Origin of the sequence: Gibbsiella greigii, assembly GCF_039540155.1 — a bacterium.
GTDB lineage: Bacteria > Pseudomonadota > Gammaproteobacteria > Enterobacterales > Enterobacteriaceae > Gibbsiella > Gibbsiella quercinecans.
Genome location: NZ_BAABEM010000007.1, coordinates 13,245 through 38,338, shown reverse-complemented (window position 1 = coordinate 38,338; position 25,094 = coordinate 13,245). Strand labels below are relative to the sequence as shown.

The window sequence follows — 25,094 nt, the reverse complement described above, 5'->3', positions numbered from 1 at the left end:
ACTGAACGCAATTTCATAGCACTAGTGTAGACCGGATTCCGGTGACTTGGTTCCCATTCAGTGAACTTATTCACTAGATTTACACTTTTTGACAGAGTTACATATAGTGATTACCTTAATTTTCAGTATATCCATTCACAAAGCAGGTGATATCCTGCAAAGGAAAAAACTGCGATCCCGCTAACAGGACAGACCGCCTATCACCACCTATGCTTTCTGCTATTTAGGTTGTGACGGTAATTTTTTCCAGCAAGGAGAACCTATGAAAACAAGCAGCCTGCTCGCCATATCATTGCTGCTTACCCCGCTTTTATCTTCAGCACATAATTTCCAGCCCCAACAACGCGTCGCGCCGGTTGGCGTCAGCGAAGAAGGCGAACTGCGCTACACCAATGGTGCATTCAGCTACGGCAACTGGAACAGTGCGCAGCTCAGCGGCAAAGTGCGCGTCATTCAGCATATTGCGGGCCGCAGCTCCGCCAAAGCGATGAACGCACCGCTGATTGAAGCGCTCAAGGAGGCAAATCTACCGCACGATCGTTACCAAACGACGACAATCATCAATATGGATGATGCCATTGTCGGTAGCGGGATTTTTGTACGCGGCAGTATTGAGGACAGCAAAAAGGAATTCCCGTGGTCGCAGTTTATTGTCGATGACAACGGCCGCGTGCAGAAGGCCTGGCAGTTGCAGCCGAAAGGCTCCGCAATTATCGTGCTGGATAAACAAGGGAAGATTCAGTTTGCCAAAGACGGCGCGCTTACGCCGGAAGAAGTGCAGCAAGTGATGAACATGCTGCACCAGTTACTGGCGAATTAATTAAAACAGAGAAACCCGGAACCCCGGGTTGAGGAACGACTCGCGCGGCGTGTAGAGCAACGCTTTGCCCTGCCAATCGCGGATCTGCGCGCCGGCGGCAACGGCCACAGCATGGCCCGCCGCCGTATCCCAAACATTGGTTGGCCCAAAGCGAGGGTAAAGCTGCGCTGTGCCCTCTGCCACCAGGCAGAACTTCAGCGACGAACCGACGGAAACCGTCTGGTGCTCACCCAACTGTTTCAGGTAATCCTTTAATTCTGCATCCATATGCGAACGGCTCACCACCACCAGCGGAGGTTGGCCGTTGCTGACGTGGATTTGCCGCCGTGCACCGTTTTCCTCTTTCCAGGCGTTGCCGCGCTCAGCCAGATACAGCACGTCGATCGCCGGGGCGTACACCACGCCCATGACCGCTTCACCGTTTTCAATCAGGGCGATATTGACGGTAAACTCGCCGTTACGGTTCAGAAACTCCTTGGTGCCGTCGAGCGGATCGACCAGCCAATAACGCGACCAGTGGCGGCGCACCTCCCAGGCGGGGGGATCTTCCTCCGACAGCAACGGCACATCCGGCGTCAGTGCCGCCAGGCCGCGCTTGATAACGTCATGTGCCGCCAGATCGGCGGCCGTCACCGGCGAATCGTCTTTTTTCTTGGCTGCTTCGAGCGGTTGCTCGCCGTGATACACCGCCATGATTGCCTTGCCCGCTTCACGGGACAACTGGCAAATTTGCTCTAACATCATCCACCTCAGGTATGCTAAACCACCTATTTTATTGCCAGACTAGTTTTCTTTACGCCAAATAGCCATCCCCCGCCGATACTATAGTGTAGCAAACGCAACCTGCGGGCATCAGCGCACAACGCCAAAACGCGGCAATGCACAAAAAATAAGGGCGCCAACCGGCGCCCAGGGAATAGCGGGAAAGAAATCAGAGGATTTCCAGCAGCTCGACGTCAAACACCAGCGCGCTAAACGGCGGGATTGAAGCGCCGGCGCCGCGTTCGCCGTAGGCCAGGTTATGCGGGATATACAGTTGCCATTTAGACCCAACCGGCATCAGCGTCAGCGCTTCGATCCAGCCTGGGATCACGCCGCTGACCGGGAATTCGGCCGGCTGGCCGCGCTCTACGGAGCTGTCAAACACGTCGCCGTTAGTCAGGCGGCCAGTATAGTGTACACGCACACGATCCTGGCGGGATGGGATTGGCCCGTTGCCCTGCTCCAGCACGGAAAACTGCAGGCCGGATTCCGTCTGCGTGACTTCGGCGCGCTTGGCGTTTTCTTCCAGGAATTTCTGGCCTTCAACCGCCAGCGCCTGCTGGCGCTCACGGCGCACGGCATCCGCACGCTCGTGCACTTCACGCAGCGCACGATGCACTACGTCTACTGGAACCGCCGGGGCATTCCCTTCCAGCGCATCACGCAGACCGGCCAGCAGGGCTTCCGGTTGTAAACCTTCCAGACCGGACTCTTGCAACTGCTGGCCGACCTGTAAACCAATCCCGTAGCTTGCCTGCGCTTCAACGCTGTCAAAAGAAGGGGTTGTCATTGGGGGGTTTCCTTTAATCGGTGAAAAGACAAGGAGCAGCATAACAGCGCGGCAAAGCCGGGTAAAATCTTGTGTGGATAATGGTGACTTTTATGCTAGAAAAAGAAACAATACCCCGCATGCTAACATCAGGCGCCGTTACCCCTTAGTGCCCTTTAGGCTGTCGCAATTGGCCGTTGGCCGTCTTGCCCTGCCTATCGCGGACACAGCTTAATTCAATCAGTTAGCGGATTATGCGGAAACGGGCTCTCGGGTTGGCGCTACACCATGGATACTGCGGTATTTTACGCTGCTTAAAGAGAGGTCACCATGGGCAGAATCACGCCCAGGAAAAGGAAAACCACCCGCATATATATGCCGATGCTGCGCACCTGGCTTAATGTCAGCGCACGCCTGAAGCCAGATACGGAACGGGAGGCTGCGGCTACGCCGGAAGAGGCGGAAACACAGCAACCCGCCGTTGAACAGGGTAAAGGGCAGGCAATAAAAGCGTTGCTGCTTAAAATCTGGCATGCCCCGGACGCCTTCCACTGGATGGAGCCGCTGCCAAATTTCCACCGCCGCTGGGTCATCATCATCGGCGCGCTGCTGTTGCTGGCGTTGTTGTGGCCATACTCGCCAGAAACCGGCAGCCGGGATACCCTGGCCGGCAATCAGCAGCACACGCCGCAACAGGAGCCGCCGCAGGGCGGCAGCGCAGCGGCACAGCCAGAACAGGGCAATTGGCTAAACTACCAGATCCAACCGGGACAGACGCTGGCGCAGCTGTTTCGTGACAACAGCCTGCCGGTGAATGACGTCTTCGCCATGGCGCAGGTGGAAGGCGACGACAAGCCGCTAAGCAACCTGAAGGCCGGGCAGGAAGTCCGTATCGCACGCGATGCCGCCGGGGTCGTCACGGCGCTGTCGATCACCACCGTCGATAATCGCCAGATCACCTTCCAGCGCCAACCCGATGGCAGCTATCGCCGCGCGCCCTGACGGTTAACGCCCTACCGTATTAACGTCATGCCCCCTCAATGCTGCAGCTGTTGCAGCAGAAAATCCCGCAGTACAACCGCATGGTTGTGCTGCGTGTCTTTACTGCCGTAGAGCAGGGTCAAGGTTTCCCCACGCCGTAGCAGCGCCACCAGCGGCTGCCAGGCGCCATTTTCCGCCAGTTGACGACGGTATTGCTCAACAAAGGAATCCCATTGATCTGGGTGATGGTGGAACCACTGGCGCAACGCCGTGTCTGGAGCGATCTGCTTTAGCCATTGCACGCCGGCCAGCCGTTGTTTACTGACGCCGCGCGGCCAAAGCCGATCGATAAGAAAAGTATGTTGCGGCGCCGGGCCGCTAAACGCATAGACACGCTGTAACACAATCTGTGCCATAACCGTTCCTCCCTGTTGCCATCAGGGTAGCGCGTTTTGCCGGGAACAGAAAAGCAAAACGCCAGCACAAGGCTGGCGTTTTAACCGTGGCGATGCAAAAAGCGATTAAGCTTCAGCAACCACAACTACATTCAACTGCGCGAATACGTCGCTGTGTACCTGGAAGTGCACTTCGTGCTCACCGGTGGTACGCAGAACGCCGTTCGGCAGACGAACTTCGCTCTTGGCAACTTCAACGCCAGCAGCAGTTACTGCGTCAGCGATGTCGCGGGTGCCGATAGAGCCGAACAGTTTGCCTTCGTCGCCTGCTTTAGACACGAGGGTAACTGAACCCAGTTCGTTGATCTTGGTTGCGCGAGCTTCGGCAGCAGCCAGAGTTTCAGCCAGTTTGGCTTCCAGCTCTGCACGGCGTGCTTCGAAGAACTCAACGTTTTTCTTGGTAGCAGGAACAGCTTTGCCCTGTGGTACCAGGAAGTTACGAGCATAGCCCGCTTTAACGTTAACCTGATCACCCAGGCTGCCCAGGTTTGCTACTTTATCAAGCAGAATAACTTGCATTACCTTATCCTCTCAAAGTCGTTAATGGACAGTGGCCGATTACTGATGACGATCAGTGTACGGCAACAAAGACAGGTAGCGCGCGCGCTTGATAGCACGGGCGAGCTGGCGCTGATATTTGGCGCGAGTACCGGTAATACGGCTCGGGACAATTTTACCACTTTCAGTGATGTAGTTTTTCAGCGTAGCGATGTCTTTATAGTCAATCTCTTGAACGCCTTCCGCGGTGAAACGGCAGAACTTGCGACGACGGAAATAACGTGCCATTTGGCTAGTCTCCAGAATCTATCAATTCAATCTGCTCGGCATGCAGCACCAGTTTATTCAGCCCGTTGCGCCCTTGATGGCAACTGACGAAGCCGGTAACGGTGATCTGACTGCCGACCGTTAATCTTTGAGTTAATGCTTGTGACGTTTGTCCGCTGACAACGACGGGCATTCTGCACCATGATTGTCTGCTGAATCCGGCTTCCTGCTGCTGGGATCTGTGCTCAAGCACAAACTGGCAGTGGGGTATACCGGACGGACTCACTTTTCGAACCGGCGTCTTGCATATAGTGCCCGACAAGACCAGACGATTAGCCGTCACGGTGGCAATTACTCTTCAGAATCCCCAGCATCTGCATCATCTGTGGTTTCGTTAGCGAAATCTTCGCGGCGATCGCCACGACGTTCGTCTTTCGCTTTAACCATAGGGGATGCTTCGGTTACCGCGTGCTTAACGCGCATAATCATGCTACGGATAACGGCGTCGTTGAAGCGGAAGTTAGTTTCCAGCTCATCGATCGCTTCCTGCGGTGCTTCAACGTTCAGCAGAACGTAGTGAGCTTTGTGCAGTTTGTTGATCGGATAAGCCAGCTGACGGCGGCCCCAGTCTTCCAGACGGTGAATCTGACCTTGCGCGTTAGTGATAGTCGCACTGTAACGCTCGATCATGCCCGGAACCTGTTCGCTTTGGTCAGGATGGACCATAAAAACGATTTCGTAATGACGCATCGAATTGCTCCTTACGGATTATTCAGCCTCCTGTCAGGGTCAACCGCGGCCCATGGAAGCAAGGAACGTGTTTGTGTGCGGCTGAAAAATGACGCGTAATCATACTGACGCTGCGCGGGAAACTCAAGGAACAAGTGCATTTTCTTTGTTTATTTCCGCGTGCGCGCGAAAAGCGGCGTCTGAACGCCGCCGGGGGGCAAGAAGAGGTTACAGCTCGCGTTGGAAAAACGCCGCCGTGGCGTCCAGCGCCAACGGGGTGATGCGGTGCGTTACATTCGGCTCGGTCAGTAGCGTGAGCTGTTGCGCCAGGCCCCGCGCCCGTAGCGCTTGCGCCAACCGCAGGCTTTCCGCTGTCGGCACCAGATCGTCGGCTTCCCCATGCCAAAGCAGCAGTGGCCGCCCGGCCAGTTTTTCCACCTGCTGCTCCGGGCTATAGTCGGCCAGCGGGGCCAGACGCGCCGCCCATTGCGCTGCCGGCAACGGCTGGCCATCCGTACCAAGCGGCGGGAACAGGGTTTTCGGCAGTTGGAAAAAATCCCCCGAGCCCATCAGACTGGCCGCCGCCCGGATCCACGGGTAGCGTACCAGCGCCCCCAGGGTGGTCATCCCACCCATGGAGGCCCCGACAACGCCAATGCGGCCATCGGCAATCAGCCCACGCTGCTCAAAATGCGCCTTCAGCGCCGACAGTTCGTCAATATTGCTTTTCAGTATTTCCCAGAAGTGCGCCAAGCGTTGCGGTTCGTCGCCGTTAAAACGCTCGCCGTGCAAATCGGCATCCGGCAACACCACGCGAAACCCCGCTTTGGCCAGCGCATAACCGAAATAGGAATACACCGCTTTCGACGAGCTATAACCATGATAGAAAAATACCGTTGGCAGCGGCTGTGCGTACTGCCCGGCCGGCACGGCGTGAATTAACGCGATATCCCCCGCGTGTTCGTCATAAATCTCGATCATCTCGCTACTCCTGTCTATCCACATCTCTTTATCATGGCAAAACCGGGAAAAAATCATTAGTTCAATCGGTTCCAATATATGCTTAAACACCCGGTATTACGTTAGACTGGAGCTATATTCGCCAGAGCCGCCGAGGCCATAGATGAAATTTTCCCGCATCGTTACGCTGTTATGCACGATCAGCCTACTCTGCGCTTGCAGCGTCTTCCAGACCACGCCGAAGCAGCCGCCGGCCGCCATTGCCGGCCAGGCGCAGGAAGTGACCCGCGCGCAAACTTATGGATTGGAAAAGATCGCCAACGTCAGCGCCTGGGTATATGGCAGCCCGATGGATATCCAAGCAGAGATCGCCCGCCAGGCGAATGCCCGCGGGGCGAGTTATTATTTGATCGTGATGTATACGGAAAGCAAGCTAACGCCTGGCCAGTGGTATTCACAGGCCATCTTGTACCGTTAGGCTCAATAGCTCATACAAGCGGCATTCAGCACGCCGCCGCTGATGGAGACGCCGCCCAGGAAAATCCCGGCCGCCACATGGTTAGCCTCTATTTTGGTGCTCACGCGCGGCATGTAGAGCTTCACGGCGGCAAACAACAGCAATTGCACCACCAGCGCAACCACGCCCCACAGCAGATAATCCAGAATGCCGATTGAATTCACCGCCGCACTGGCCAATGGGATCACATAGCCCAGGCAAGCGCCGATAAACGCAAAAGCGGCGGCCTGATTGTCTTGTTTGATCAGCGTCCATTCATCATGCGGGGTGATACGGGTGTAGACGAACAGGAAGACCAGCACCATAGCAAAGCCGCTAAAGAAATAAGCAGCAAACGCACCTAATGCGCCAATAATATCCATGCCCTGCTCCTGTTATCGTCAGTAACGCCCTTTACAGGCCGGATAGTGAATCTAAAAGGTTTTCGCATTAAGAGCCACTGTTTCTTCATTCGCAGCCAGTGGCTTGGGCCGATGGCTACCCTCCCCCACGGGCGGGAGAGGACGCCGCCGCGTGGCGATCAGCTGCGCTGGCGCACCGCTTCAAACAGGCAAATGCCCGTCGCCACGGAGACATTCAACGAAGACACACTGCCGGCCATCGGGATGCTGATCAGTTCGTCGCAGTGTTCGCGCGTCAGGCGGCGCATGCCTTCGCCCTCGGCGCCCATCACCAGCGCCATTGGGCCGGTCATTTTACTTTGATACAGGGTATGGTCAGCCTCTCCGGCGGTCCCCACCACCCAAACGTTCATTTCTTTCAGCAAACGTAAGGTGCGGGCCAGGTTGGTGACGCGGATTAACGGCACGCTTTCCGCCGCGCCGCAGGCCACTTTTTTCGCCGTGGAGTTCAACTGGGCGGAACGATCGCGCGGCACGATAACCGCATGAACACCGGCCGCATCAGCGCTGCGTAGGCAGGCTCCCAAGTTGTGCGGATCCGTAACGCCGTCCAGCACCAACAGGAAAGGGGTCGCCGTACTCTCCAGCAGCGCCGGCAGATCGTTCTCCTGGTACTGCCGCCCTTCACGCACTCGGGCGACAATGCCCTGATGCACTGCGCCCTCCACCTTTTCATCCAGCCATTGGCGGTTAGCCACCTGGATCACGATACCGGTGGCTTCCAGTTCGGCGATCAACGGTTGTAGGCGGCGATCGTCGCGCCCTTTCAGGATAAAGACTTCCAGAAAGCGCTGGGGATCGCGTTCTAACAGGGCTTTAACGGCATGAATGCCGTAAATAATTTCGCTCATGAGACTCTTTTGACTGTGCAGCCGGCAAGTGCCGGCCGGTGATAATGATCTGCGGCAGGTTAGCCCTGCTCAGCGTTTTTTTTCTTACCGGCGCGCTTGGCCTTCGTCGCTGCCGCAATTTTTTTGGTTTTTTCAGACGTTTTTTTAGGCTTCGCCTTTTTGTCTTTATTCACCGCTGCGCCGGGCTTAGCGCCCTCTTTGCGAAACGCGCTGTCCGGTTCGAAATTGGCTGGTGGCTTACCGCCGCGGCGTTTACGGCCGTTGCCGCCGTCGCGCATCTGCGGTTTCCCGCCCTTCTTCGCACGGTCGCGCTCGGTTTTGCCGGCACCGCGCGGTTTGCGGCTGCTGGAAACCAACGCGAAATCGATTTTACGTTCGTCCAGATGCACCGCTTCCACACGGATTTCCACCGTATCCCCCAGCCGGTAAACCGTACCGGAAGACTCACCAATCAAGCGTTGGCCAATATTATCGTAGCGATAATAGTCATTATCCAGTGTTGATACGTGCACCAGGCCATCGATGAACAGATCGTTCAAGCGCACAAAGAAGCCGAAGCCCGTCACGCTGGAGATAACGCCGCTGAACTCCGAACCAACGTGATCCTGCATAAAGTCGCATTTCAACCAGTCGGCAACGTTGCGCGTGGCTTCATCGGCCCGGCGCTCGGTCATCGAGCAATGCGCGCCCAGTTGCAGCATGTCTTCAAAGTCGTAGTGCCAGCCGCCGGTCGGCGTCCAACGGTGCGCCGGCTCGCCGTGCTCTTTCGCCAGCAAGTATTTGATCGCACGGTGCAAGGACAGGTCCGGATAACGCCGGATCGGCGAGGTAAAGTGGGCATACGAAGACAGCGCCAGGCCAAAGTGCCCGCGGTTTTCCGGATCATAAATCGCCTGTTTCATCGAGCGCAGCAGCATGGTTTGCAGCATTTCACGATCCGGGCGATCTTCAATCTCATCCATCAGATCCGCGTAATCTTCCGGCTGTGGCTTAAGGCCGCCGCCCAGCGTCAGGCCCAGCTCGCTCAGGTTGCTACGCAGCGCGGAGATATGATCATCGCTTGGACGATCATGCACGCGGAACAACGCAGGCTCTTTGCTTTTCTCAACAAAGCGCGCCGCCGCGATATTGGCCATGATCATGCACTCTTCAATCAGCTTGTGCGCATCGTTACGCACCGTCGGCTCTACCCGCTCAATGCGGCGTTCGGCGTTGAAGATAAACTTGGCTTCTTCGGTTTCAAACGCAATGCCGCCGCGCGCCGCACGCGCCTGATCGAGTATCAGGTACATGGTGTGCAGTTCCTGCAGGTTCTTGACCAGCGGGCGATATTGTTCACACAGTTCCTGATCGCCCTGCAAAATGTGCCAAACCTTGGTGTAGGTCAGGCGGGCGTGCGAATTCATCACCGCTTCATAGAATTTGTAAGACGACAGCCGCCCCTGGGCAGAGATGGTCATCTCGCACACCATACACAGGCGATCCACCTGCGGGTTCAGGGAGCACAGGCCGTTAGACAGCACCTCCGGCAGCATCGGCACCACTTGGGAAGGGAAGTATACCGAGTTGCCGCGGCTGCAGGCTTCGTCGTCCAGCGCGGTGCGCGGGCGCACGTAGTAGCTGACGTCGGCAATGGCCACCCACAGGCGCCAGCCGCCGCCGCGTTTTTTCTCACAGTAGACGGCGTCATCGAAATCGCGCGCGTCTTCGCCGTCGATGGTCACCAGCGGCAGTTGGCGCAGATCGACACGCCCTTTTTTCGCCTCTTCCGGCACCTGTTCGCTAAGGTCGGCAACCTGCTTTTCCACCTGCGGCGGCCAGGTATGCGGGATCTCATGGGTGCGCAGCGCAATATCCACCGCCATGCTGGTGCCCATTTTATCGCCGAGGGTCTCGACGATTTTGCCCACCGCCTTGGTGCGGCGCGTCGGGCGCTGGGTCAGTTCCACCACCACCATGTAACCCATACGGGCGCCGCTGACGGCATCGGCCGGGATCAGGATATCAAAGCTCAGGCGGCTATCATCAGGAACAACGAAGCTGGCGCCGGCATCGGTAAAGTAACGGCCGACGATCTGGCTGGTTTTCGGCACCAGTACGCGCACAATACGCGCTTCGCGGCGGCCCTTGCGATCGGCGCCCAGCGGTTGGGCCAGCACCACATCGCCGTGGATCGCCATTTTCATCTGTTCGGCAGAAAGATACAGATCGTCCTTGCGCCCTTCTACGCGCAGAAAACCATAACCGTCACGGTGGCCAATGACCGTACCGCGCAGCAGATCCAGGCGCTCAGGCAGGGCATAGCACTGCCGGCGGGTAAACACCAGTTGGCCATCGCGCTCCATGGCGCGCAGACGGCGTCGCAGCGCCTCCTGCTTTTCTTCCGTGGTCAGATCCAGTTCTTTCGCCAGCTCGTCACGGCTGGCCGGGGTTTCTCTTTTCGCCAGATGGGAAAGAATAAATTCACGACTGGGGATTGGGGATTCGTATTTTTCTGCTTCTCGTTCCAAGAATGGATCTTGTGACATTGCGGTTCCTCCGTTGTCATCAGCAGGGTGCTGCCGAGTCTTGTCTGCTCAGCAACATTTTATTCGACAAGCAATAGCTTGTAGAGCGGGGGGTTGTCCTCGATCATATCGGCCAGCGTGTATCTATCCAGCTCTTCAAGGAAATTTTGTACGCCCTGATGCAGCACCTGTTTCAGGCGGCACGCAGGGGTGATATGGCAAAACTCACTGCTGCAGTTAACCAGAGAAAGCGGTTCCAGCGCCCGCACGACATCGCCGATACGGATGGTTTCTGCCGGCTTGCCCAACCGGATACCGCCATTTTTACCCCGCACCGCGGCCACCAACCCAACCCGGCTTAATTGATTGATAATTTTCACCATATGATTACGGGAAACGCCATAGACATCGGTCACTTCCGAAATGCTGGTCATTTTATCCGCCGGCAATGATGCCATGTAGATCAATGCCCGCAGGCCATAATCAGTAAAGCTTGTTAACTGCACATCCTACCTCTGGGTATGACTTTACCCGTTTGATACACCGCATTACGGCATACCGAAAAGAAACGGCGGCGCTTTTGGCCCACCCCATCTTGCGACATGCGCCTTGCTGCAAACCCAAATAATCCACAGCAGCATTGATGTATCATTATGGAGCGCGGCCTGCCTATTGGATAATAAACCAGGCGGAGAGTTCGCCGCCATTTATATTAGCGCACAGAAAGACTCAGAGCGGGGTTATGTCGCCATAATCTAGCAAACCCGGCCTCAACGATAAGGTTGGCGCCAGCCTGCAACCTGAAATATGAAGGGTATAAAGCAGATAAAAACAAACCGGGCCATGCCCGGTTTGTCTGATCACCAACCGTAAACGGCCAGATTACGCGTCGAACGGATCGCGCAGGATCATGGTTTCGCTGCGATCCGGGCCGGTAGAGATGATGTCTACCGGAACGCCGGTCACTTCTTCAATGCGCTTAATATAGTTCAGCGCCGCCTGCGGCAGCTTGCTGTGCTCTTTCACGCCAAAAGTGCTTTCACTCCAGCCTGGCAGGCTTTCGTAAATCGGCTCGATACCTTCCCAGCCTTCCGCCGCCAATGGCGTGGTCTCCATTTCGCGGCCATCCGGCATACGGTAGCCAACGCAAATTTTCACTTCTTTCAGGCCGTCCAGCACGTCCAGCTTGGTCAGGCAGAAGCCAGACAGTGAGTTGATCTGCACTGCGCGGCGCACCGCAACCGCGTCCAACCAGCCAGTGCGGCGGCGGCGGCCGGTAGTGGCGCCATATTCGTTACCCTGTTTGCACAGGTATTCGCCGGTTTCATCAAACAGCTCGGTCGGGAACGGGCCGGCGCCAACGCGGGTGGAGTAGGCCTTCACGATACCCAGCACATAGTCCACGTAGCGTGGGCCAAGGCCGGAACCGGTCGCAACGCCGCCTGCGGTGGTGTTGGAAGAGGTCACATACGGATAGGTGCCGTGATCAATATCCAGCAGGGTGCCCTGGGCGCCTTCGAACATGATCAGATCGCCACGTTTGCGCGCGCTATCCAGCAGTTCGGAAACGTCAACCACCATCGCCGTCAGAATGTCGGCGATAGCCAGCACTTCATCCAGCGTTTTCTGGTAATCAACCGCATCCACTTTGTAGTAGTTAACCAGTTGGAAGTTGTGGTAGTCGATGATGTCTTTCAGCTTGGTGGCGAAAGTGGCTTTATCGAACAGATCGCCAACGCGCAAACCGCGGCGGGCAACTTTGTCTTCATAAGCCGGGCCGATACCACGACCGGTGGTGCCAATCGCTTTCTCGCCACGCGCTTTTTCACGCGCGTTATCCAGCGCAACGTGATAAGGCAGGATTAACGGGCAAGCTTCAGACAGCAACAAACGTTCACGTACCGGGATGCCGCGTGCTTCAAGCTCTTTCATTTCTTTCATCAGTGCATCTGGCGCCAGAACAACACCGTTGCCGATGATGCTGGTCACGTTTTCACGCAGAATACCTGATGGAATTAAATGAAGAACGGTTTTTTCACCGTTAATAACCAGAGTGTGGCCAGCGTTATGGCCACCTTGGTAGCGCACAACGTATTTAGCCCGTTCGGTCAGCAGGTCTACGACCTTACCCTTACCTTCGTCACCCCATTGGGTGCCCAGTACGACGACGTTCTTACCCATTTTTCGAAATCACCGGTTGCTTAAAAAAGGATTCTAACATCGTAATTTTTGAGTTTCAGCACTTTTAGCATACGATTGCGTATTTTTTGGGCTAGACTTCACCCCCCGAGGCGCACGCTCAACATATAGTAGATCACGCAGCCCGCAACCACTATTCCACCGCCAAAACGCCGCAAGGTGGCGTCCGGCAACTGGGTCAGCGCCGAAATCATTTTGCGCCAGGCGCGTGGGAACAACATCGGCCCCAGCCCTTCCAGTATCAGCACTAAGCCCAGCGCCAGCCAAATCGTTGGATTCATGCATCCCCCAAAAAAAGAAAAGGCCCGCATCAAACGGGCCCTTGATTGCCTGGTTGCCGGTTAGCGCCGTGTGGATTCAGGCGATTTCATATAACGGAAGAAATCGCTGTCCGGGCTCAGCACCATAACGTCCTGATTGCCTTTGAAGCTGGCTTCATAAGCACGCAGGCTACGGATAAAGGCGTAGAAGTCCGGATCCTGGCTGAACGCATTGGCGAACAGCCTGGCTGCTTCCGCATCGCCATCACCACGGGTGATACGCGCCTGGCGTTCCGCTTCTGCCAGCGTGCGGGAAACTTCATAGTCTGCGCTGGCGCGCAGCTTCTCGGCTTCTTCCTGGCCCTGTGAACGCAGGCGGCGAGCAACGGCTTCACGCTCTGCACGCATACGTTGATAGATAGCATCAGACACTTCTACCGGCAGGTTGATCTGCTTGATACGCACATCGATCACTTCAATACCCAGTGCCGCCATGCTGTTCGGGTTCACCTGCGGCTGTTTGCCGGTGGTTTCCCGCTCAACGCGCGCCGCAGCGGAGGCGATAGCGTCATCGGCTTCGGTGGTCGCCACTTCTTCACCTTCACCCACGGTGCCAGTATTCAGCGCTTCGCGCACGTCGGACATCAGCTTGCCGCGGGAATCAGTCACGATATCGCGCACGTCCAGGCGGCCGATTTCAGAACGCAGACGGTCACTGAACTTACGTTTGAGCAGCACTTCAGCCTGCGAAACGTCACCGCCGCCGGTGGCCAGGTAGTAACGGCTGAAATCGCTGATACGCCATTTCAGGTAAGAGTCGACGATCAGATCTTTCTTCTCGCTGGTGACGAAGCGATCGGCCTGGTTATCCATGGTCTGAATGCGCGCATCCAGGTTTTTCACGGATTCAATGAATGGGATCTTGAAGTGCAGACCCGGCTCATACACCAGCGGTTTGTTTTCGCCATCGCGCAGCACCTTGCCAAAGCGCAGCACGATACCGCGTTGGCCTTCCTGCACCACAAACAGTGAGGCATACAGCGCCACCAGCACCACGATCAGGATTACGATAAAAGACTTACGCATTGATTATTCTCTCCCTACGCGAATGGTGTCGTCACGTTGCGCATTCGCGCGGCGCTGATCCATGATCGAGCCGCTGCTGGTGCTGCTACGTTGGCTGCCCGCGTTGGTGTTGCTGCTGGACGGCGCCGCCGGGTTGAGACGAATCATGCTGGTGTCTTTGTTTGCGCCGTCTGCCGGCGCACCGGCCTGGCCGCGCAGCATTTGATCCAGCGGTAATACCATCAGATTGTTGCCTTTGTCATTGACCAACACCTTGCGGGTCTGGCTCAGGACTTTTTCCATGGTTTCGATGTACAAGCGCTCACGGGTAATTTCAGGCGCAGACTTATACTCCGGCAGCAGCTTGGCAAAGCGCGCTACCTCACCCTGGGCTTCCAGGATGGTACGATCCTTATACGCCTTGGAATCTTCCAGCAGACGCTGGGCCTGGCCGTTGGCGCGCGGCTGGACTTCGTTGGCATAGGCTTCCGCCTCACGGATGTATTGCTGCTCGTTTTCACGCGCGGCGATCGCATCGTCGAAGGACGCTTTAACCTCTTCCGGCGGCCGCGCAGCCTGGAAGTTGACGTCCAGCAGCGTGATGCCCATGTTGTAAGGACGAACCGTCTCTTCCAGCATGCGTTGGGTATCGTTACGCACCACGGTACGGCCTTCCGTCAAAATACGATCCATGGAGTATTTACCGATCACGCCACGCAGGGCGCTGTCGGTGGCCTGGCTCAGGCTGTCGTCGGCATTGACGACGCTGAACAAGTACGCTTCCGGGTTGGTCACGCGATATTGCACGTTCATTTCCACACGCACCACGTTCTCATCGGAGGTGAGCATCACCCCGGATGCCGCCAGTTCGCGCACAGATTCAACGTTGACCGGGCGAACTTCATCAATGAACGTCGGCTTCCAGTTCAGGCCTGGCTGCACCAGGTGGCTGAATTTACCGAAGCGAGTAACAACCCCACGTTCAGCTTCCTTGATGGTGTAGAAACCGCTGGCGGCCCAAATCACCACGACCACAACCGCGGCAATACCGAAGATACGGCCGCTGAAATTCGAACCGCTAGACCCCGTGCCGCCGCTGTTATTGCTGCCAGCGCCTTTCCCGCCCCCCAGGCTGCTCAGTTTTTTGCTGAGCTTGCGGAAAATGTCATCCAGATCCGGTGGGCCCTGATCGCGCCCGCCTTTATTGTTACCGCCAGAGTTGCCGCCGTTATTATTGCTGCTCCCCCACGGGTCGCGGTCCTGTCCGTTATTACCGGGCTGATTCCACGCCATGTTTTAGCTCCATTATTCTATGATTGGGTACTTCAGGCTAAATGTAACAGGATATGATCATACGATAAAGTTAATCAGAGCCTGTTCCTGCTTACAGAGGCGGCGCCACTCGACAATGGGCATACGCACCATCATGCCAATGCAGCCATCCTCTTCGTTCCATTCGTCTTCAATGGCCTGAAGCTGATAGAAACGGCTACGAAGACGGCCTGCCTCTGGAGGTAAACGCAGCTTGTAATGCGCAATCTCCCCCGATAAGCGCTCCGTCAACGCCTGAAACAGCAACGGAATTCCTTCTCCACTGGCGGCGGACAGCCACACTCGGACCGGGACATTTTCATCGTTGCGGTCGATACGCGGCACAAAGTCATCCAGCATATCTATTTTGTTCATCACTAACAGTGTAGGGATTTCATCCGCTTCGATCTCTGCCAACACGGTATTTACCGCGTCAATATTCTCGTCAACGCGAGGATCTGCGGCGTCGATCACATGTAACAGCAAAGATGCCTGCCGCGTTTCCTGCAGCGTCGCCTTGAAGGCGGCGACCAGATCGTGTGGCAAATGCCGGATAAAGCCTACGGTATCCGCCAGGACGGTATCACCGACGTCTGCGACGGAAATACGGCGCAGGGTAGGATCCAGCGTGGCAAATAGCTGATCCGCCGCATAAACCTCGGCGGACGTAATTCGGTTAAACAGGGTGGATTTACCGGCGTTGGTGTAGCCCACCAGCGATACGGTCGGCACATCAGCCCGGGTACGCGAACGGCGGCCTTGTTCCCGCTGTTTCTCGACGCGCTCTAGGCGCTTGAGGATCAAGCTGATACGATCGCGCAGCAAACGGCGGTCCGTTTCCAACTGGGTTTCACCAGGCCCACGCAACCCTATCCCGCCCTTTTGGCGTTCGAGGTGCGTCCAGCCGCGAACCAGGCGCGTAGCGATATGGCGCAGCTGCGCCAGCTCGACCTGCAGCTTACCTTCATGGGTACGGGCCCGCTGGGCAAAGATGTCTAAAATCAATCCGGTGCGATCAATAACCCGGCATTCGCACAGGCGTTCGAGGTTCCTCTCCTGCGCCGGAGAAAGGGAGTGATCAAACAGGACAACAGATGCGCCACTGGCCTTTACCGCATCCGCAATTTCTTCGGCCTTTCCTTCACCTACAAAGTATTTAGGGTGTGGCGCTTTGCGGCTGCCTGTAACCACTTGCAAAGCTTCAACACCCGCAGAGGAAACCAGCGATTCGAACTCACTGAGATCTTCTGTATCTCTGTCTTGCGAGAAATAGATATGAACCAGTACGGCCTGCTCACCGGCTTCATAACGGTCAAACAAGCGTGCAACCTCTCAAACGGATATAAACCGTTGTTGCGGGGTACATAAACAGAACCCTGCTGCTTATGCTCCCCGACATCGTCAACAAACCGCGACGCGCTTTACTCAGCGTCATCGCTTTCCTGCTGCGGCTGTTGCTGCGCAGACGGGTTGTTGCCATGGTGATAATTACTGGTGCCGCCACTTGGGTTGTTGCTGTGGTGCGAAACCGGACGAGACGGAACAACGGTAGAGATAGCGTGCTTATAAACCATCTGGCTTACCGTGTTTTTCAACAGGATGACAAACTGGTCAAAAGACTCAATCTGGCCTTGCAGCTTAATGCCATTCACCAAATAAATAGAAACCGGAACACGTTCACGACGCAATGCGTTCAGGAACGGATCTTGCAAAGATTGCCCCTTAGCCATTCTATCTTTTCCTTATTTGCTTGTTGTTTGTAACTAAGAACCTGTCGGCTCTAAAATAAACGACCTAAAAAAATTTGCGCGCTGAATACTCATCAATTGTACACATTCACCCAACCTATGCACTAACAACCTGTATGACCGAGTCCAGAGCCGCCTGCGGCGCTTCGCTATCCAACCAGTGGACAGACTCCCAACCCCGTAACCAGGTCATTTGGCGCTTGGCCAACTGACGTGTTGCGCAAATACCACGATAAACCATCTCATCGTAACCAATCTCGCCAGACAAATATGCCCATATCTGGCGGTAACCGACACAGCGAATGGAAGGCAAATCCGTATGCAAATCTCCCCGTGCGAAAAGCGCACGCGCTTCCGTTTCAAACCCTGCCGCCAACATTTGATGGAACCGCAGCGCGATGCGCTCATGAAGCAGCGCCCGGCTGGCCGGTGCTATCGCAAACTGGTGAACATGATACGGCAACGATTCACCCGAAATTTTAGTCATTTCCGTTAGAGTTTTACCTGAAATAAAAAAAACTTCCAGTGCTCTTGACAGTCTCTGCGGATCATTCGGATGAATTCGCAGTGCTGCAACCGGATCAATGGCCTGCAACTGACGATGCAAAGCATCCCACCCAAGCGCCTGCGCCTGCTGCTCAATCCGCTCGCGCACTTGCGGATCGGCCGGCGGCAGCGGCGATAAACCGTCCAATAATGCTTTGAAGTACAGCATGGTGCCGCCGACCAGCAGCGGGATACGCCCAGATGCGGTGATCGCGGCCATCTCTTGCAAGGCATCGGCGCGAAAATCAGCGGCGGAGTATGCCTCTGCCGGATCGCGAATATCAATCAGGCGGTGCGGCGCTCGCGCCAGCTCTTCTTTGCTCGGTTTAGCGGTGCCGATATCCATACCGCGGTAAATCAACGCGGAATCCACGCTGATCAGTTCAACAGGCAGATGCTCACGCAACGCCATCGCCAGGGCCGTTTTGCCCGACGCTGTCGGCCCCATGATAAAAATCGCCGGGGGACGGTGTGTTATGTCAGTTTCAGTCATGCTCAAGGGCTGCCAACGCAGCCTGTAAATCAACAGGTTGTAAAAGGCCGCTCGGTGGTGATTTGACCAACTGCGGGCAAAGTCGTTCAACGTCGGCCAATAATTGTATCGCTTGGGACGTATTCCACTGCTCATGCTCGCTGCCCAGGTGACGGGCAAGCCAGCCAGAAAGCGCGGCGGGCGATATCTCTTCAGATTTGGCCAGATAGCCTAACAGTTCCGGTATCAGTTTTTGTAAATTTTGTTGGCGTAACGGTAAAGGTACCGCGCGCAGCGTCACACGCCCATGTTCAAATTGCAGATCCAGCCCCATGGTCACCAGCAGTTGCTGATGGCGCGCGCAGGCTGCCGCTTCCTCTTTATGCAGCGCCAGCTTGAGTGGAATCAACAGCGGCTGCGGCTTCAGCCCTTCGGCCGGCGGGTTTAGCTGCGCCTGCCGCAGCCAGCGCTCGGCAACCGGCAGGCTGAGCAACGCCAGCCGTTGGCGCTGTTCCAACACGGCGTAGCACGGCGGGTGAATCATCAGCACGCGGCCGAAACTGAGCGGGCTGCCGGCCAGCGCGGCGGCTGGCGCCACGGGTGGGAACAATGGCTGCTTTGCCTGTGGCGCCGGTTCGGCAGCGGCCTGCAGCAGCTTGCCGTACAGCTCCCCTTCGCGTTTTTGATAGCCGCCGCCGCTGGGATAAGCCGGCTGTGGCGCACGCTCACGCGCGACGGGCGGTTTCGCTGCGGGCGAAGGCTCGCGGTACGGCGCCGGCTGCGAGAAATGATTGCTCCCGGCGGCGATGCGGTTTTCCGGCTGCCAGGCCGGCACAGGGGCGGCGCCGTCTTGCTGCGCCAACGGCAGTTGTGCCGTATCACCCGCCTGCTGCAAAACGGTAGTGACCGCCTGATAGATAAAATCATGCACCAGGCGCGCCTGATGGAAACGCACTTCGTGCTTGGCCGGATGCACATTCACGTCCACCTGATGCGGATCCACCTCCAGATATAGCACATAGGCGGGCTGCTGTGTTTCCTGCAGTTGATCCTGATAAGCCTGGCGGATGGCGTGGTTGATCAGCCGATCGCGCATCATGCGGCCGTTAACGTAGCTGTACTGCAGCTCGCCCAACTGGCGGGCACCGCTGGGATCGGCCACCCAACCGCGGATCGATAGCTCGCCGTGCTGCCAGGAAATCCGCAGCGCATGCTGTAAAAACGCGGCGCCGCAAATGCTGCCCAATCGGCGTTCATGCTGGCTTTCATCCTTGGCAGCACGGTATTGGCGCATCAATTTGCCGTTGTGGCTCAGGTTGATTGCCACATCGAAGCGCGCCAGCGCAATGCGCCGCACCACTTCATCAATGTGGCCAAACTCGGTTTTCTCCGTGCGCATAAACTTGCGCCGCGCCGGGGTGTTGTAGAACAGATCCAGTACTTCAACCGTGCTGCCCTGCGGGTGCGCCGCCGGTTTCACCGTCACGGCCTGATCGCGCCCTTCCGCATAGGCCTGCCAGGCCTCTTGCTGCTCTTCAGTGCGCGACGTCAACGTTAGCCGGGCAACAGAACTGATACTGGCCAGCGCCTCACCGCGGAACCCCAGGCTGACGATCGCCTCCAGATCGTCCAGCGAACTGATCTTGCTGGTTGCGTGGCGCGCCAGCGCCAGCGTCAGATCGGCCTTGCCGATGCCGCAGCCGTTATCGCGGATGCGAATCAGCTTGGCGCCGCCGCGCTCAATATCAATATCGATACGCGTGGCGCCGGCATCCAGGCTGTTTTCCACCAGTTCCTTGACCACCGACGCCGGCCGTTCAACCACTTCACCGGCGGCAATCTGGTTGGCAAGCTGCGGTGGCAACACCTGGATCGGCATACGGGCTCCTTCGGTTAGCATTAGGCTTGTGGGATGGTCAACGTGCGATCGAGCGGCGCCACATCGGATTTCAACCGGTTGGCACTTTTCAGTTCGCTAACGCTGACACCATAACGCGCGGCAATAGACGATAGCGTATCACCGCTCACAACTTTATGCCTGGTCACTTTTTGCGCCCGAGCTTTTGCCGGCGCGGCTTTCGCCACGCTTGCTTCGGCATGCCCGGCCGGCACTTTCAGCCGTTGGCCCACCCACACGCCATCTTTTTTCAGTTTGTTCAGATCGCGCAGGGCCGCCATACTGATGCCGTAACGCCCAGCGATGCCGGACAGCGTTTCAGCCCGCTGCACCACGTGAACCTGGGTCTTGCCGCTGTAACCCTCGCGTGGTTCGCTGGCCGCCGTGGCCGCAACAGGTTCGGGCTGGCTGACCGTGGTGATTGGGTTGCTAACCGCCGCTGAAGCCTCCAGCGGGCGGTTTTCCTCCTTTGGGTCGGCTTGCAGCGGGTGCGTCAGGAAGTAATTGCGCAGGCCGCGATAAATCGCCTGGGCTATTTTTTCCTGATACGCGCTGCTGCCAAGCAGCCGCTCCTCCGAAGGATTGCTGATAAAGCCGGTTTCCACCAGCAGGGAAGGAATATCCGGCGAGCGCAATACCCCCAAGCTGGCGGGCTGCGGGCGGCTCTTATGCAGCAGGCCAATGGTCTGCATTTCGCGCAACACCTTAACCGCCACGTCATAACCAACGCGCTGCGAGTGGCCGAACTGCAAATCCAGCACCGCCTGGCTCAGGTACGGATCTGCCTGGCTGTTCGCCAGCAGATCGCCCGCGCCGCCGAGCAGTTCCGATTGTTTTTCATGTTGCTCCAGCCAGTTGGCCATTTCGCTGTTGGCGCGCCGATTGTTCAGCACCCATACGGAGGCGCCGGTGGCGTTTTTGTTGGGCGCCGAGTCCGCATGGATGGAAACCAGCACGTTGGCCCCCTGCTTACGCGCAACGTCTGAACGCCCCATAACCGAAATAAAATAGTCGCCGTTGCGCGTCAAAACCGGTTTAAAACGCGGATCGTCATCCAGCAGCGCTTGCAGGCGGCGGGCTACGGCAATGGTCACGCTTTTTTCCTGCAGGCCGTTGGGCCCGATGGCGCCGGGATCTTGCCCACCGTGGCCGGCATCGATCGCCACCACCACGCGGTTACCGGAACCGGCTGAAACCCGGCTGCTGCGCGGCGTACTGGATGTGGCAACGCCGGCAACCACCGGTTTATTCTTAAAGGGGTTACTGCCGCTAGGCGCTTTCTGCGCCGGCTTGACCGGCTCATTCACTACCGGGGCAGGCGCCGGCGTTGGTGCCTGCGTAAACACCGGAGCCGGAGCTGGCGCCGGCGCCTGGCGAACCACCCGGGTTGCGGGCGCGTTGCCTTCGGCCACAATGGTAAACACTACGGTATGAACGTCGCCATTCTGGCGCGTGACCGCACGGGTCTTGGCACGCGCGGTCAGATCAAACACCAGCCTGACGCTTTGTGCATCTTTCGGCTGGCTAGAGCGAATGCTTTTCACCAGGTTTTGGCCGCTAAAATTCAGCGGCAGGCCGCTGACCTTGCTGCTCTGATTCACGTCCAACACTACCCTTTCCGGGCCATGCAACGGGAAAAAAGCATAGGCGGGCGGCCCGTTAAAGCTGACCGAGACCGTCGCCTCACGCTTGGCGTTAGTGACATGAATATCGGATAACGAGGACGCCGCCTGCGCAGCCACAACGCTCAACGGCCCCAACACAACAAGCAGGGCAATGGCGAATAATCTTCTTAACCCATACATCATTGCGGCATCATCCCTGTTTATTGTGAATTCGGTCTAACAGTTGGTGCCCATAGGCAGAAAGCGCCTCAAGCTGCGCCTGGCGACCGGCGTCGACATAGTGCAGGTGCAACGCAAGATCGGGCGCCGGTAATACGCCTGCGCCCTGCTGCGGCCATTCCACCAGACAAATCGCATCCTGTGCGAAATAATCACGGATCCCCATAAACTCCAGCTCCTCTGGATCGGCCAGGCGGTACAAATCGAAGTGATATACCGCAAAAGGGGTGAGCGCGTAAGGCTCCACCAAAGTGTAAGTCGGGCTTTTCACATTGCCCTGGTGCCCTAACGCCTGCAGGAAACCACGGCTGAACGTGGTTTTACCGGCGCCCAAATCACCATAAAGATAAATTACGCTGGCGCGATCGCATGCGTTGGCCAAAGCGGCCCCAAGTGCGACAGTCGCTGCCTCATCCGGCAAAGGTAGAACGAGTTCTTTCATTCGATAATATCTGTTATCAACTCGGGATTAACGTAGTGAGGGATCTGCAGCAGCAAATCGGTTGCCAATAGCCCCCTCGTTCCTTGTCTGCCAGCCACGCAATCGGCGGCAGCGCCGTGCACAACACAACCTGCGCGAGCGGCATCATACAGCGGAATCTTCTGCGCCAGCAAACCGCTGATAATACCGGACAACACATCGCCCATGCCGCCAGACGCCATGCCGGCGTTGCCGACGTCAGCGATGGACATGGCGCCGTACTCATCGGCGATCAGCGTGCCGGCGCCTTTCAGCAGCGCCACGCCGCCATAGTGTTCCACCAGGCGTTGCACCGAAAGTAAGCGATTACTCTCAATATCGGCGATGCTGCAGCCCAAAAGCCTTGCCGCTTCGCCAGGGTGCGGTGTTATCACGCGATTCTGCCGCTTCTCAGGATTTAATGCCAGTAAGTTCAGTGCATCCGCATCCCACAACGCAGGTTTATCGCTGGATTGCACGATTTTCAGTGCATTCTTACCCCATGCGCCCTGGCCCAGACCGGGCCCAATCGCCACAACATCAGCCCATTCTACCGCCTGCTGCAGCGAATCATCCGTTAACCGCTGCACCATCAGCTCCGGGCGCGCCGTCAACAGCGGCGCCACATGCTCAATGTGAGTAAGCACTCGCACCAATCCAGCACCGCTACGCAACGCGGCTTCTGCCGCCATACGTATCGCCCCGCCAAAGCCCAGATCGCCGCCGACAAGCAACAGGCGGCCATGTTCACCCTTGTGGGAACAGGGGCGGCGTGGATGAAGCCAGCGGGTTAAATCCCGAGCGGTGATGCGCTGGATTGCCGCCGGTTGTTGCGCCAGCCAGGCCGTTAACCCCAGCGAGCCATAATGAAGTTGCCCAACCCAATCGCGGGCCTGCCCGGTCAGCAACCCTGGCTTGAGGGCAATAAAGGTGATGGTATGGGCCGCGCGGATCACCGCCCCCGGCGCCGAACCGCTTTCCGCCAGCAGACCAGAGGGAATATCCAGCGCCACCACCGGCGCCGAAGCCCGGTTGGCGGCCTCAATAAGGGCGTCATAAGGTGCGCGCGGCGCGGCCGCCAGGCCGGTGCCCAGCAAGCCATCAATAATCAGATCGATATCGGCAGGCCACGGGCTGCCGGCAGGGTGGATCTCGCCGCCGCCGGCCTGCCAGGCCTGGCGCGCCGAGGTGGCTTCCGACGGTAAAGGGCGGCTGCCGTCGCAGGCGATCAGCGTCACCTTGATGCCGGCCGCGGCGGCAAGGCGCGCCACTACATAGCCGTCGCCGCCGTTGTTGCCGTGGCCGCACAGGATAAGCCAATGCTGGGAGGCCGGATAGGCATCGCGCGCCAGAGCATAGGCGGCCTGGCCGGCACGCTGCATCAGATCATAAAGGGTAATGCCCAGCCAGGCAGCCGCCTTGGGTTCCGCGCGCCGCAACCAGTCTGCTGGCCAGACAGAGTGTGGTAGACTGTTATCGTATGGTTTCTCATTGTGATTCGTCATGACCAATCCCCTCGATCTCAATCAACTCGCCCAACATATCAAGCAATGGGGGCAATCGCTAGGATTCCAGCAGGTTGGAATCTGCGATACCGATCTCAGCGCCGAAGAACCCAAATTGCAGGCGTGGCTGGACAAACAGTATCACGGCGAGATGGAATGGATGGCGCGCCATGGAATGCTGCGCGCCCGCCCACATGAGCTGCTGCCCGGCACGCTGCGGGTGATCAGCGTGCGGATGAACTACCTGCCGGCCAAGGCGGCTTTCGCCAGCACCCTGCGCAACCCCGAGCTGGGGTATGTCAGCCGCTACGCGCTTGGCCGCGACTATCACAAGCTATTGCGGCAGCGGTTGAAGAAGCTGGGCGAGCAGATCAAAGCCTACTGCGGCGAACTGAATTTCCGCCCCTTTGTGGATTCCGCACCGATCATGGAGCGGGCTTTAGCCGCCAAATCCGGCATTGGCTGGGTTGGCAAGCACTCACTTATATTAAACCGTGAAGCTGGCTCCTGGTTCTTTCTCGGCGAGCTGTTGATCGATCTGCCGTTGCCTGTCGATCAGCCGCAGCAAGAACAGTGCGGGCGCTGCGTCGCTTGCATCACCACCTGCCCAACCGGCGCCATCGTTGCCCCCTACACCGTCGATGCCCGGCGCTGCATCTCTTACCTGACCATTGAGTTAGAAGGCGTTATCCCGGTTGAGTTCCGCCCGTTGCTGGGCAACCGGATCTATGGCTGTGATGACTGCCAGTTGATTTGCCCGTGGAACCGCTTTTCCCAGCTCACGGATGAGGATGACTTCAGCCCGCGCGCCGCGCTGCATGCCCCCGAATTGGTTGAGCTGTTCGGTTGGAGCGAAGAGAAGTTCCTGCGCATCACGGAAGGCTCTGCCATCCGGCGCATCGGCCACCAGCGTTGGCTGCGCAACATTGCGGTAGCGCTCGGCAATGCGCCCTATTTGGACAGAGCCGTTCTGGCACTGCGCGCACGGCAAGGGGAAAGCGCCATGTTGGATGAGCATATCACCTGGGCGTTGGAACAACAGTTGGCACGGCGCGCCGAACAGGGAATTGCCGTATTGACCACGCAGAAAAAACGCCTTATCCGTGCCGTTGAAAAGGGATTGCCGAGAGATGCCTGAAGCGGGTTTTATCCCCCGATATTCCCCCCACTTACTCAGCCTGTGGACTTGTGCATAAAAATAAAAATGCCTTGTCTTTCAACTGCAACAAAAAGAGCAAGGGATCGGCATAACGTTTTCCAATAAAAAAAT

General features: G+C 57.3%; 27 protein-coding genes. 4 read left to right on the top strand and 23 right to left on the bottom strand.

Translation table 11 applies throughout. The features are described from left to right. Positions 1–262: 262 nt before the first annotated feature. Positions 263–820, top strand: a complete 558-nt coding sequence (locus AC559G_RS06745; RefSeq protein ID WP_498911983.1) for a YtfJ family protein — start codon at positions 263–265, stop codon at positions 818–820. Here AC559G_RS06745 and cysQ read toward each other — a convergent pair whose 3' ends face one another. Continuing rightward, positions 821–1,561: a 3'(2'),5'-bisphosphate nucleotidase CysQ gene (gene cysQ, locus AC559G_RS06740; protein WP_498912183.1), complete on the bottom strand. Its 741-nt coding sequence runs from the start codon at positions 1,559–1,561 to the stop codon at positions 821–823. 190 nt (positions 1,562–1,751) lie between these two features. Further along, entirely contained in the window at positions 1,752–2,372 is a 621-nt protein-coding gene (gene bamJ / locus AC559G_RS06735) for a BamJ family beta-barrel-assembly machinery protein (protein ID WP_095846133.1), read from the bottom strand. 309 nt (positions 2,373–2,681) lie between these two features. Between bamJ and AC559G_RS06730 the strand changes: the two genes are divergently transcribed. Continuing rightward, on the top strand, positions 2,682–3,353 hold the full coding sequence (locus tag AC559G_RS06730; RefSeq protein WP_498911982.1) for an OapA family protein: 672 nt from the start codon (positions 2,682–2,684) through the stop codon (positions 3,351–3,353). A 35-nt stretch (positions 3,354–3,388) separates the two neighbouring features. Here the strand turns inward: AC559G_RS06730 and AC559G_RS06725 are convergent, their stop codons facing one another. The 6 genes from AC559G_RS06725 to yjfP all read right to left on the bottom strand — a co-directional run bounded on the left by AC559G_RS06725 (position 3,389) and on the right by yjfP (position 6,262). Then, positions 3,389–3,748, bottom strand: a complete 360-nt coding sequence (locus AC559G_RS06725) for a DUF488 domain-containing protein (protein WP_498911981.1) — start codon at positions 3,746–3,748, stop codon at positions 3,389–3,391. 105 nt (positions 3,749–3,853) lie between these two features. After that, a complete protein-coding gene (gene rplI, locus AC559G_RS06720; protein ID WP_438599844.1) occupies positions 3,854–4,306 on the bottom strand; it encodes a 50S ribosomal protein L9 in 453 nt (150 codons plus the stop codon). Positions 4,307–4,345: 39 nt separating this feature from the next. Continuing rightward, positions 4,346–4,573, bottom strand: coding sequence for a 30S ribosomal protein S18 (rpsR, locus tag AC559G_RS06715; protein WP_000135199.1), 228 nt, complete (start codon positions 4,571–4,573; stop codon positions 4,346–4,348). A 4-nt stretch (positions 4,574–4,577) separates the two neighbouring features. Further along, complete coding sequence (priB, locus tag AC559G_RS06710; RefSeq protein ID WP_095846137.1) at positions 4,578–4,895, bottom strand: primosomal replication protein N; 318 nt, start codon at positions 4,893–4,895, stop codon at positions 4,578–4,580. A gap of 8 nt (positions 4,896–4,903) precedes the next feature. Further along, positions 4,904–5,302, bottom strand: coding sequence for a 30S ribosomal protein S6 (rpsF, locus tag AC559G_RS06705; RefSeq protein WP_095846138.1), 399 nt, complete (start codon positions 5,300–5,302; stop codon positions 4,904–4,906). A 207-nt stretch (positions 5,303–5,509) separates the two neighbouring features. After that, positions 5,510–6,262 (bottom strand): alpha/beta hydrolase family protein, encoded by a 753-nt coding sequence (gene yjfP, locus AC559G_RS06700; protein ID WP_498911980.1) that lies wholly within the window; start codon positions 6,260–6,262, stop codon positions 5,510–5,512. A 142-nt stretch (positions 6,263–6,404) separates the two neighbouring features. On the opposite strand from yjfP, the gene bsmA reads away from it, so the two are divergent. Then, the gene (gene bsmA, locus AC559G_RS06695) at positions 6,405–6,719 is read left to right on the top strand and encodes a bioflm peroxide resistance protein BsmA (protein WP_498911979.1); all 315 of its coding nucleotides are present in this window, start codon (positions 6,405–6,407) and stop codon (positions 6,717–6,719) included. Positions 6,720–6,721: 2 nt separating this feature from the next. Here the strand turns inward: bsmA and AC559G_RS06690 are convergent, their stop codons facing one another. The 15 genes from AC559G_RS06690 to nnr form a co-directional block, all read right to left on the bottom strand. Further along, positions 6,722–7,120 carry a DUF350 domain-containing protein gene (locus AC559G_RS06690; RefSeq protein ID WP_438599847.1) on the bottom strand — a complete coding sequence of 133 codons (399 nt, stop codon included), beginning with the start codon at positions 7,118–7,120 and terminating at the stop codon, positions 6,722–6,724. 158 nt (positions 7,121–7,278) lie between these two features. Further along, positions 7,279–8,010, bottom strand: a complete 732-nt coding sequence (gene rlmB, locus AC559G_RS06685; protein ID WP_498911978.1) for a 23S rRNA (guanosine(2251)-2'-O)-methyltransferase RlmB — start codon at positions 8,008–8,010, stop codon at positions 7,279–7,281. Positions 8,011–8,069: 59 nt separating this feature from the next. Next, on the bottom strand, positions 8,070–10,538 hold the full coding sequence (rnr, locus tag AC559G_RS06680) for a ribonuclease R (protein WP_498911977.1): 2,469 nt from the start codon (positions 10,536–10,538) through the stop codon (positions 8,070–8,072). A gap of 59 nt (positions 10,539–10,597) precedes the next feature. Beyond that, a complete protein-coding gene (gene nsrR, locus AC559G_RS06675) occupies positions 10,598–11,023 on the bottom strand; it encodes a nitric oxide-sensing transcriptional repressor NsrR (protein ID WP_438599850.1) in 426 nt (141 codons plus the stop codon). 376 nt (positions 11,024–11,399) lie between these two features. Beyond that, positions 11,400–12,698: an adenylosuccinate synthetase gene (locus tag AC559G_RS06670; protein ID WP_498911976.1), complete on the bottom strand. Its 1,299-nt coding sequence runs from the start codon at positions 12,696–12,698 to the stop codon at positions 11,400–11,402. A gap of 98 nt (positions 12,699–12,796) precedes the next feature. Then, positions 12,797–12,997, bottom strand: a complete 201-nt coding sequence (locus tag AC559G_RS06665; RefSeq protein ID WP_095846146.1) for a DUF2065 domain-containing protein — start codon at positions 12,995–12,997, stop codon at positions 12,797–12,799. A gap of 60 nt (positions 12,998–13,057) precedes the next feature. Beyond that, a complete protein-coding gene (gene hflC, locus AC559G_RS06660; RefSeq protein WP_498911975.1) occupies positions 13,058–14,062 on the bottom strand; it encodes a protease modulator HflC in 1,005 nt (334 codons plus the stop codon). Positions 14,063–14,065: 3 nt separating this feature from the next. Beyond that, positions 14,066–15,334, bottom strand: coding sequence for a protease modulator HflK (gene hflK / locus AC559G_RS06655; protein WP_498911974.1), 1,269 nt, complete (start codon positions 15,332–15,334; stop codon positions 14,066–14,068). 57 nt (positions 15,335–15,391) lie between these two features. Then, the gene (gene hflX, locus AC559G_RS06650; protein ID WP_498911973.1) at positions 15,392–16,672 is read right to left on the bottom strand and encodes a GTPase HflX; all 1,281 of its coding nucleotides are present in this window, start codon (positions 16,670–16,672) and stop codon (positions 15,392–15,394) included. Positions 16,673–16,773: 101 nt separating this feature from the next. Continuing rightward, the gene (gene hfq / locus AC559G_RS06645) at positions 16,774–17,082 is read right to left on the bottom strand and encodes an RNA chaperone Hfq (protein WP_279027173.1); all 309 of its coding nucleotides are present in this window, start codon (positions 17,080–17,082) and stop codon (positions 16,774–16,776) included. 115 nt (positions 17,083–17,197) lie between these two features. Continuing rightward, positions 17,198–18,139: a tRNA (adenosine(37)-N6)-dimethylallyltransferase MiaA gene (gene miaA / locus AC559G_RS06640; protein ID WP_279027174.1), complete on the bottom strand. Its 942-nt coding sequence runs from the start codon at positions 18,137–18,139 to the stop codon at positions 17,198–17,200. Further along, positions 18,132–19,997 carry a DNA mismatch repair endonuclease MutL gene (gene mutL, locus AC559G_RS06635; protein WP_498911972.1) on the bottom strand — a complete coding sequence of 622 codons (1,866 nt, stop codon included), beginning with the start codon at positions 19,995–19,997 and terminating at the stop codon, positions 18,132–18,134. The genes miaA and mutL overlap by 8 nt, the downstream gene beginning before the upstream one ends. A gap of 20 nt (positions 19,998–20,017) precedes the next feature. Continuing rightward, the gene (gene amiB / locus AC559G_RS06630; protein WP_498911971.1) at positions 20,018–21,823 is read right to left on the bottom strand and encodes an N-acetylmuramoyl-L-alanine amidase AmiB; all 1,806 of its coding nucleotides are present in this window, start codon (positions 21,821–21,823) and stop codon (positions 20,018–20,020) included. A gap of 7 nt (positions 21,824–21,830) precedes the next feature. Next, positions 21,831–22,301 (bottom strand): tRNA (adenosine(37)-N6)-threonylcarbamoyltransferase complex ATPase subunit type 1 TsaE, encoded by a 471-nt coding sequence (gene tsaE / locus AC559G_RS06625; protein WP_095846153.1) that lies wholly within the window; start codon positions 22,299–22,301, stop codon positions 21,831–21,833. Next, complete coding sequence (nnr, locus tag AC559G_RS06620; protein ID WP_498911970.1) at positions 22,298–23,824, bottom strand: bifunctional ADP-dependent NAD(P)H-hydrate dehydratase/NAD(P)H-hydrate epimerase; 1,527 nt, start codon at positions 23,822–23,824, stop codon at positions 22,298–22,300. Before nnr ends, tsaE begins: the two co-directional genes overlap by 4 nt. Between nnr and queG the strand changes: the two genes are divergently transcribed. Next, positions 23,823–24,962: an epoxyqueuosine reductase gene (queG, locus tag AC559G_RS06615; RefSeq protein ID WP_498911969.1), complete on the top strand. Its 1,140-nt coding sequence runs from the start codon at positions 23,823–23,825 to the stop codon at positions 24,960–24,962. The two genes, nnr and queG, sit on opposite strands and share 2 nt — an antisense overlap. Positions 24,963–25,094: the final 132 nt, after the last annotated feature.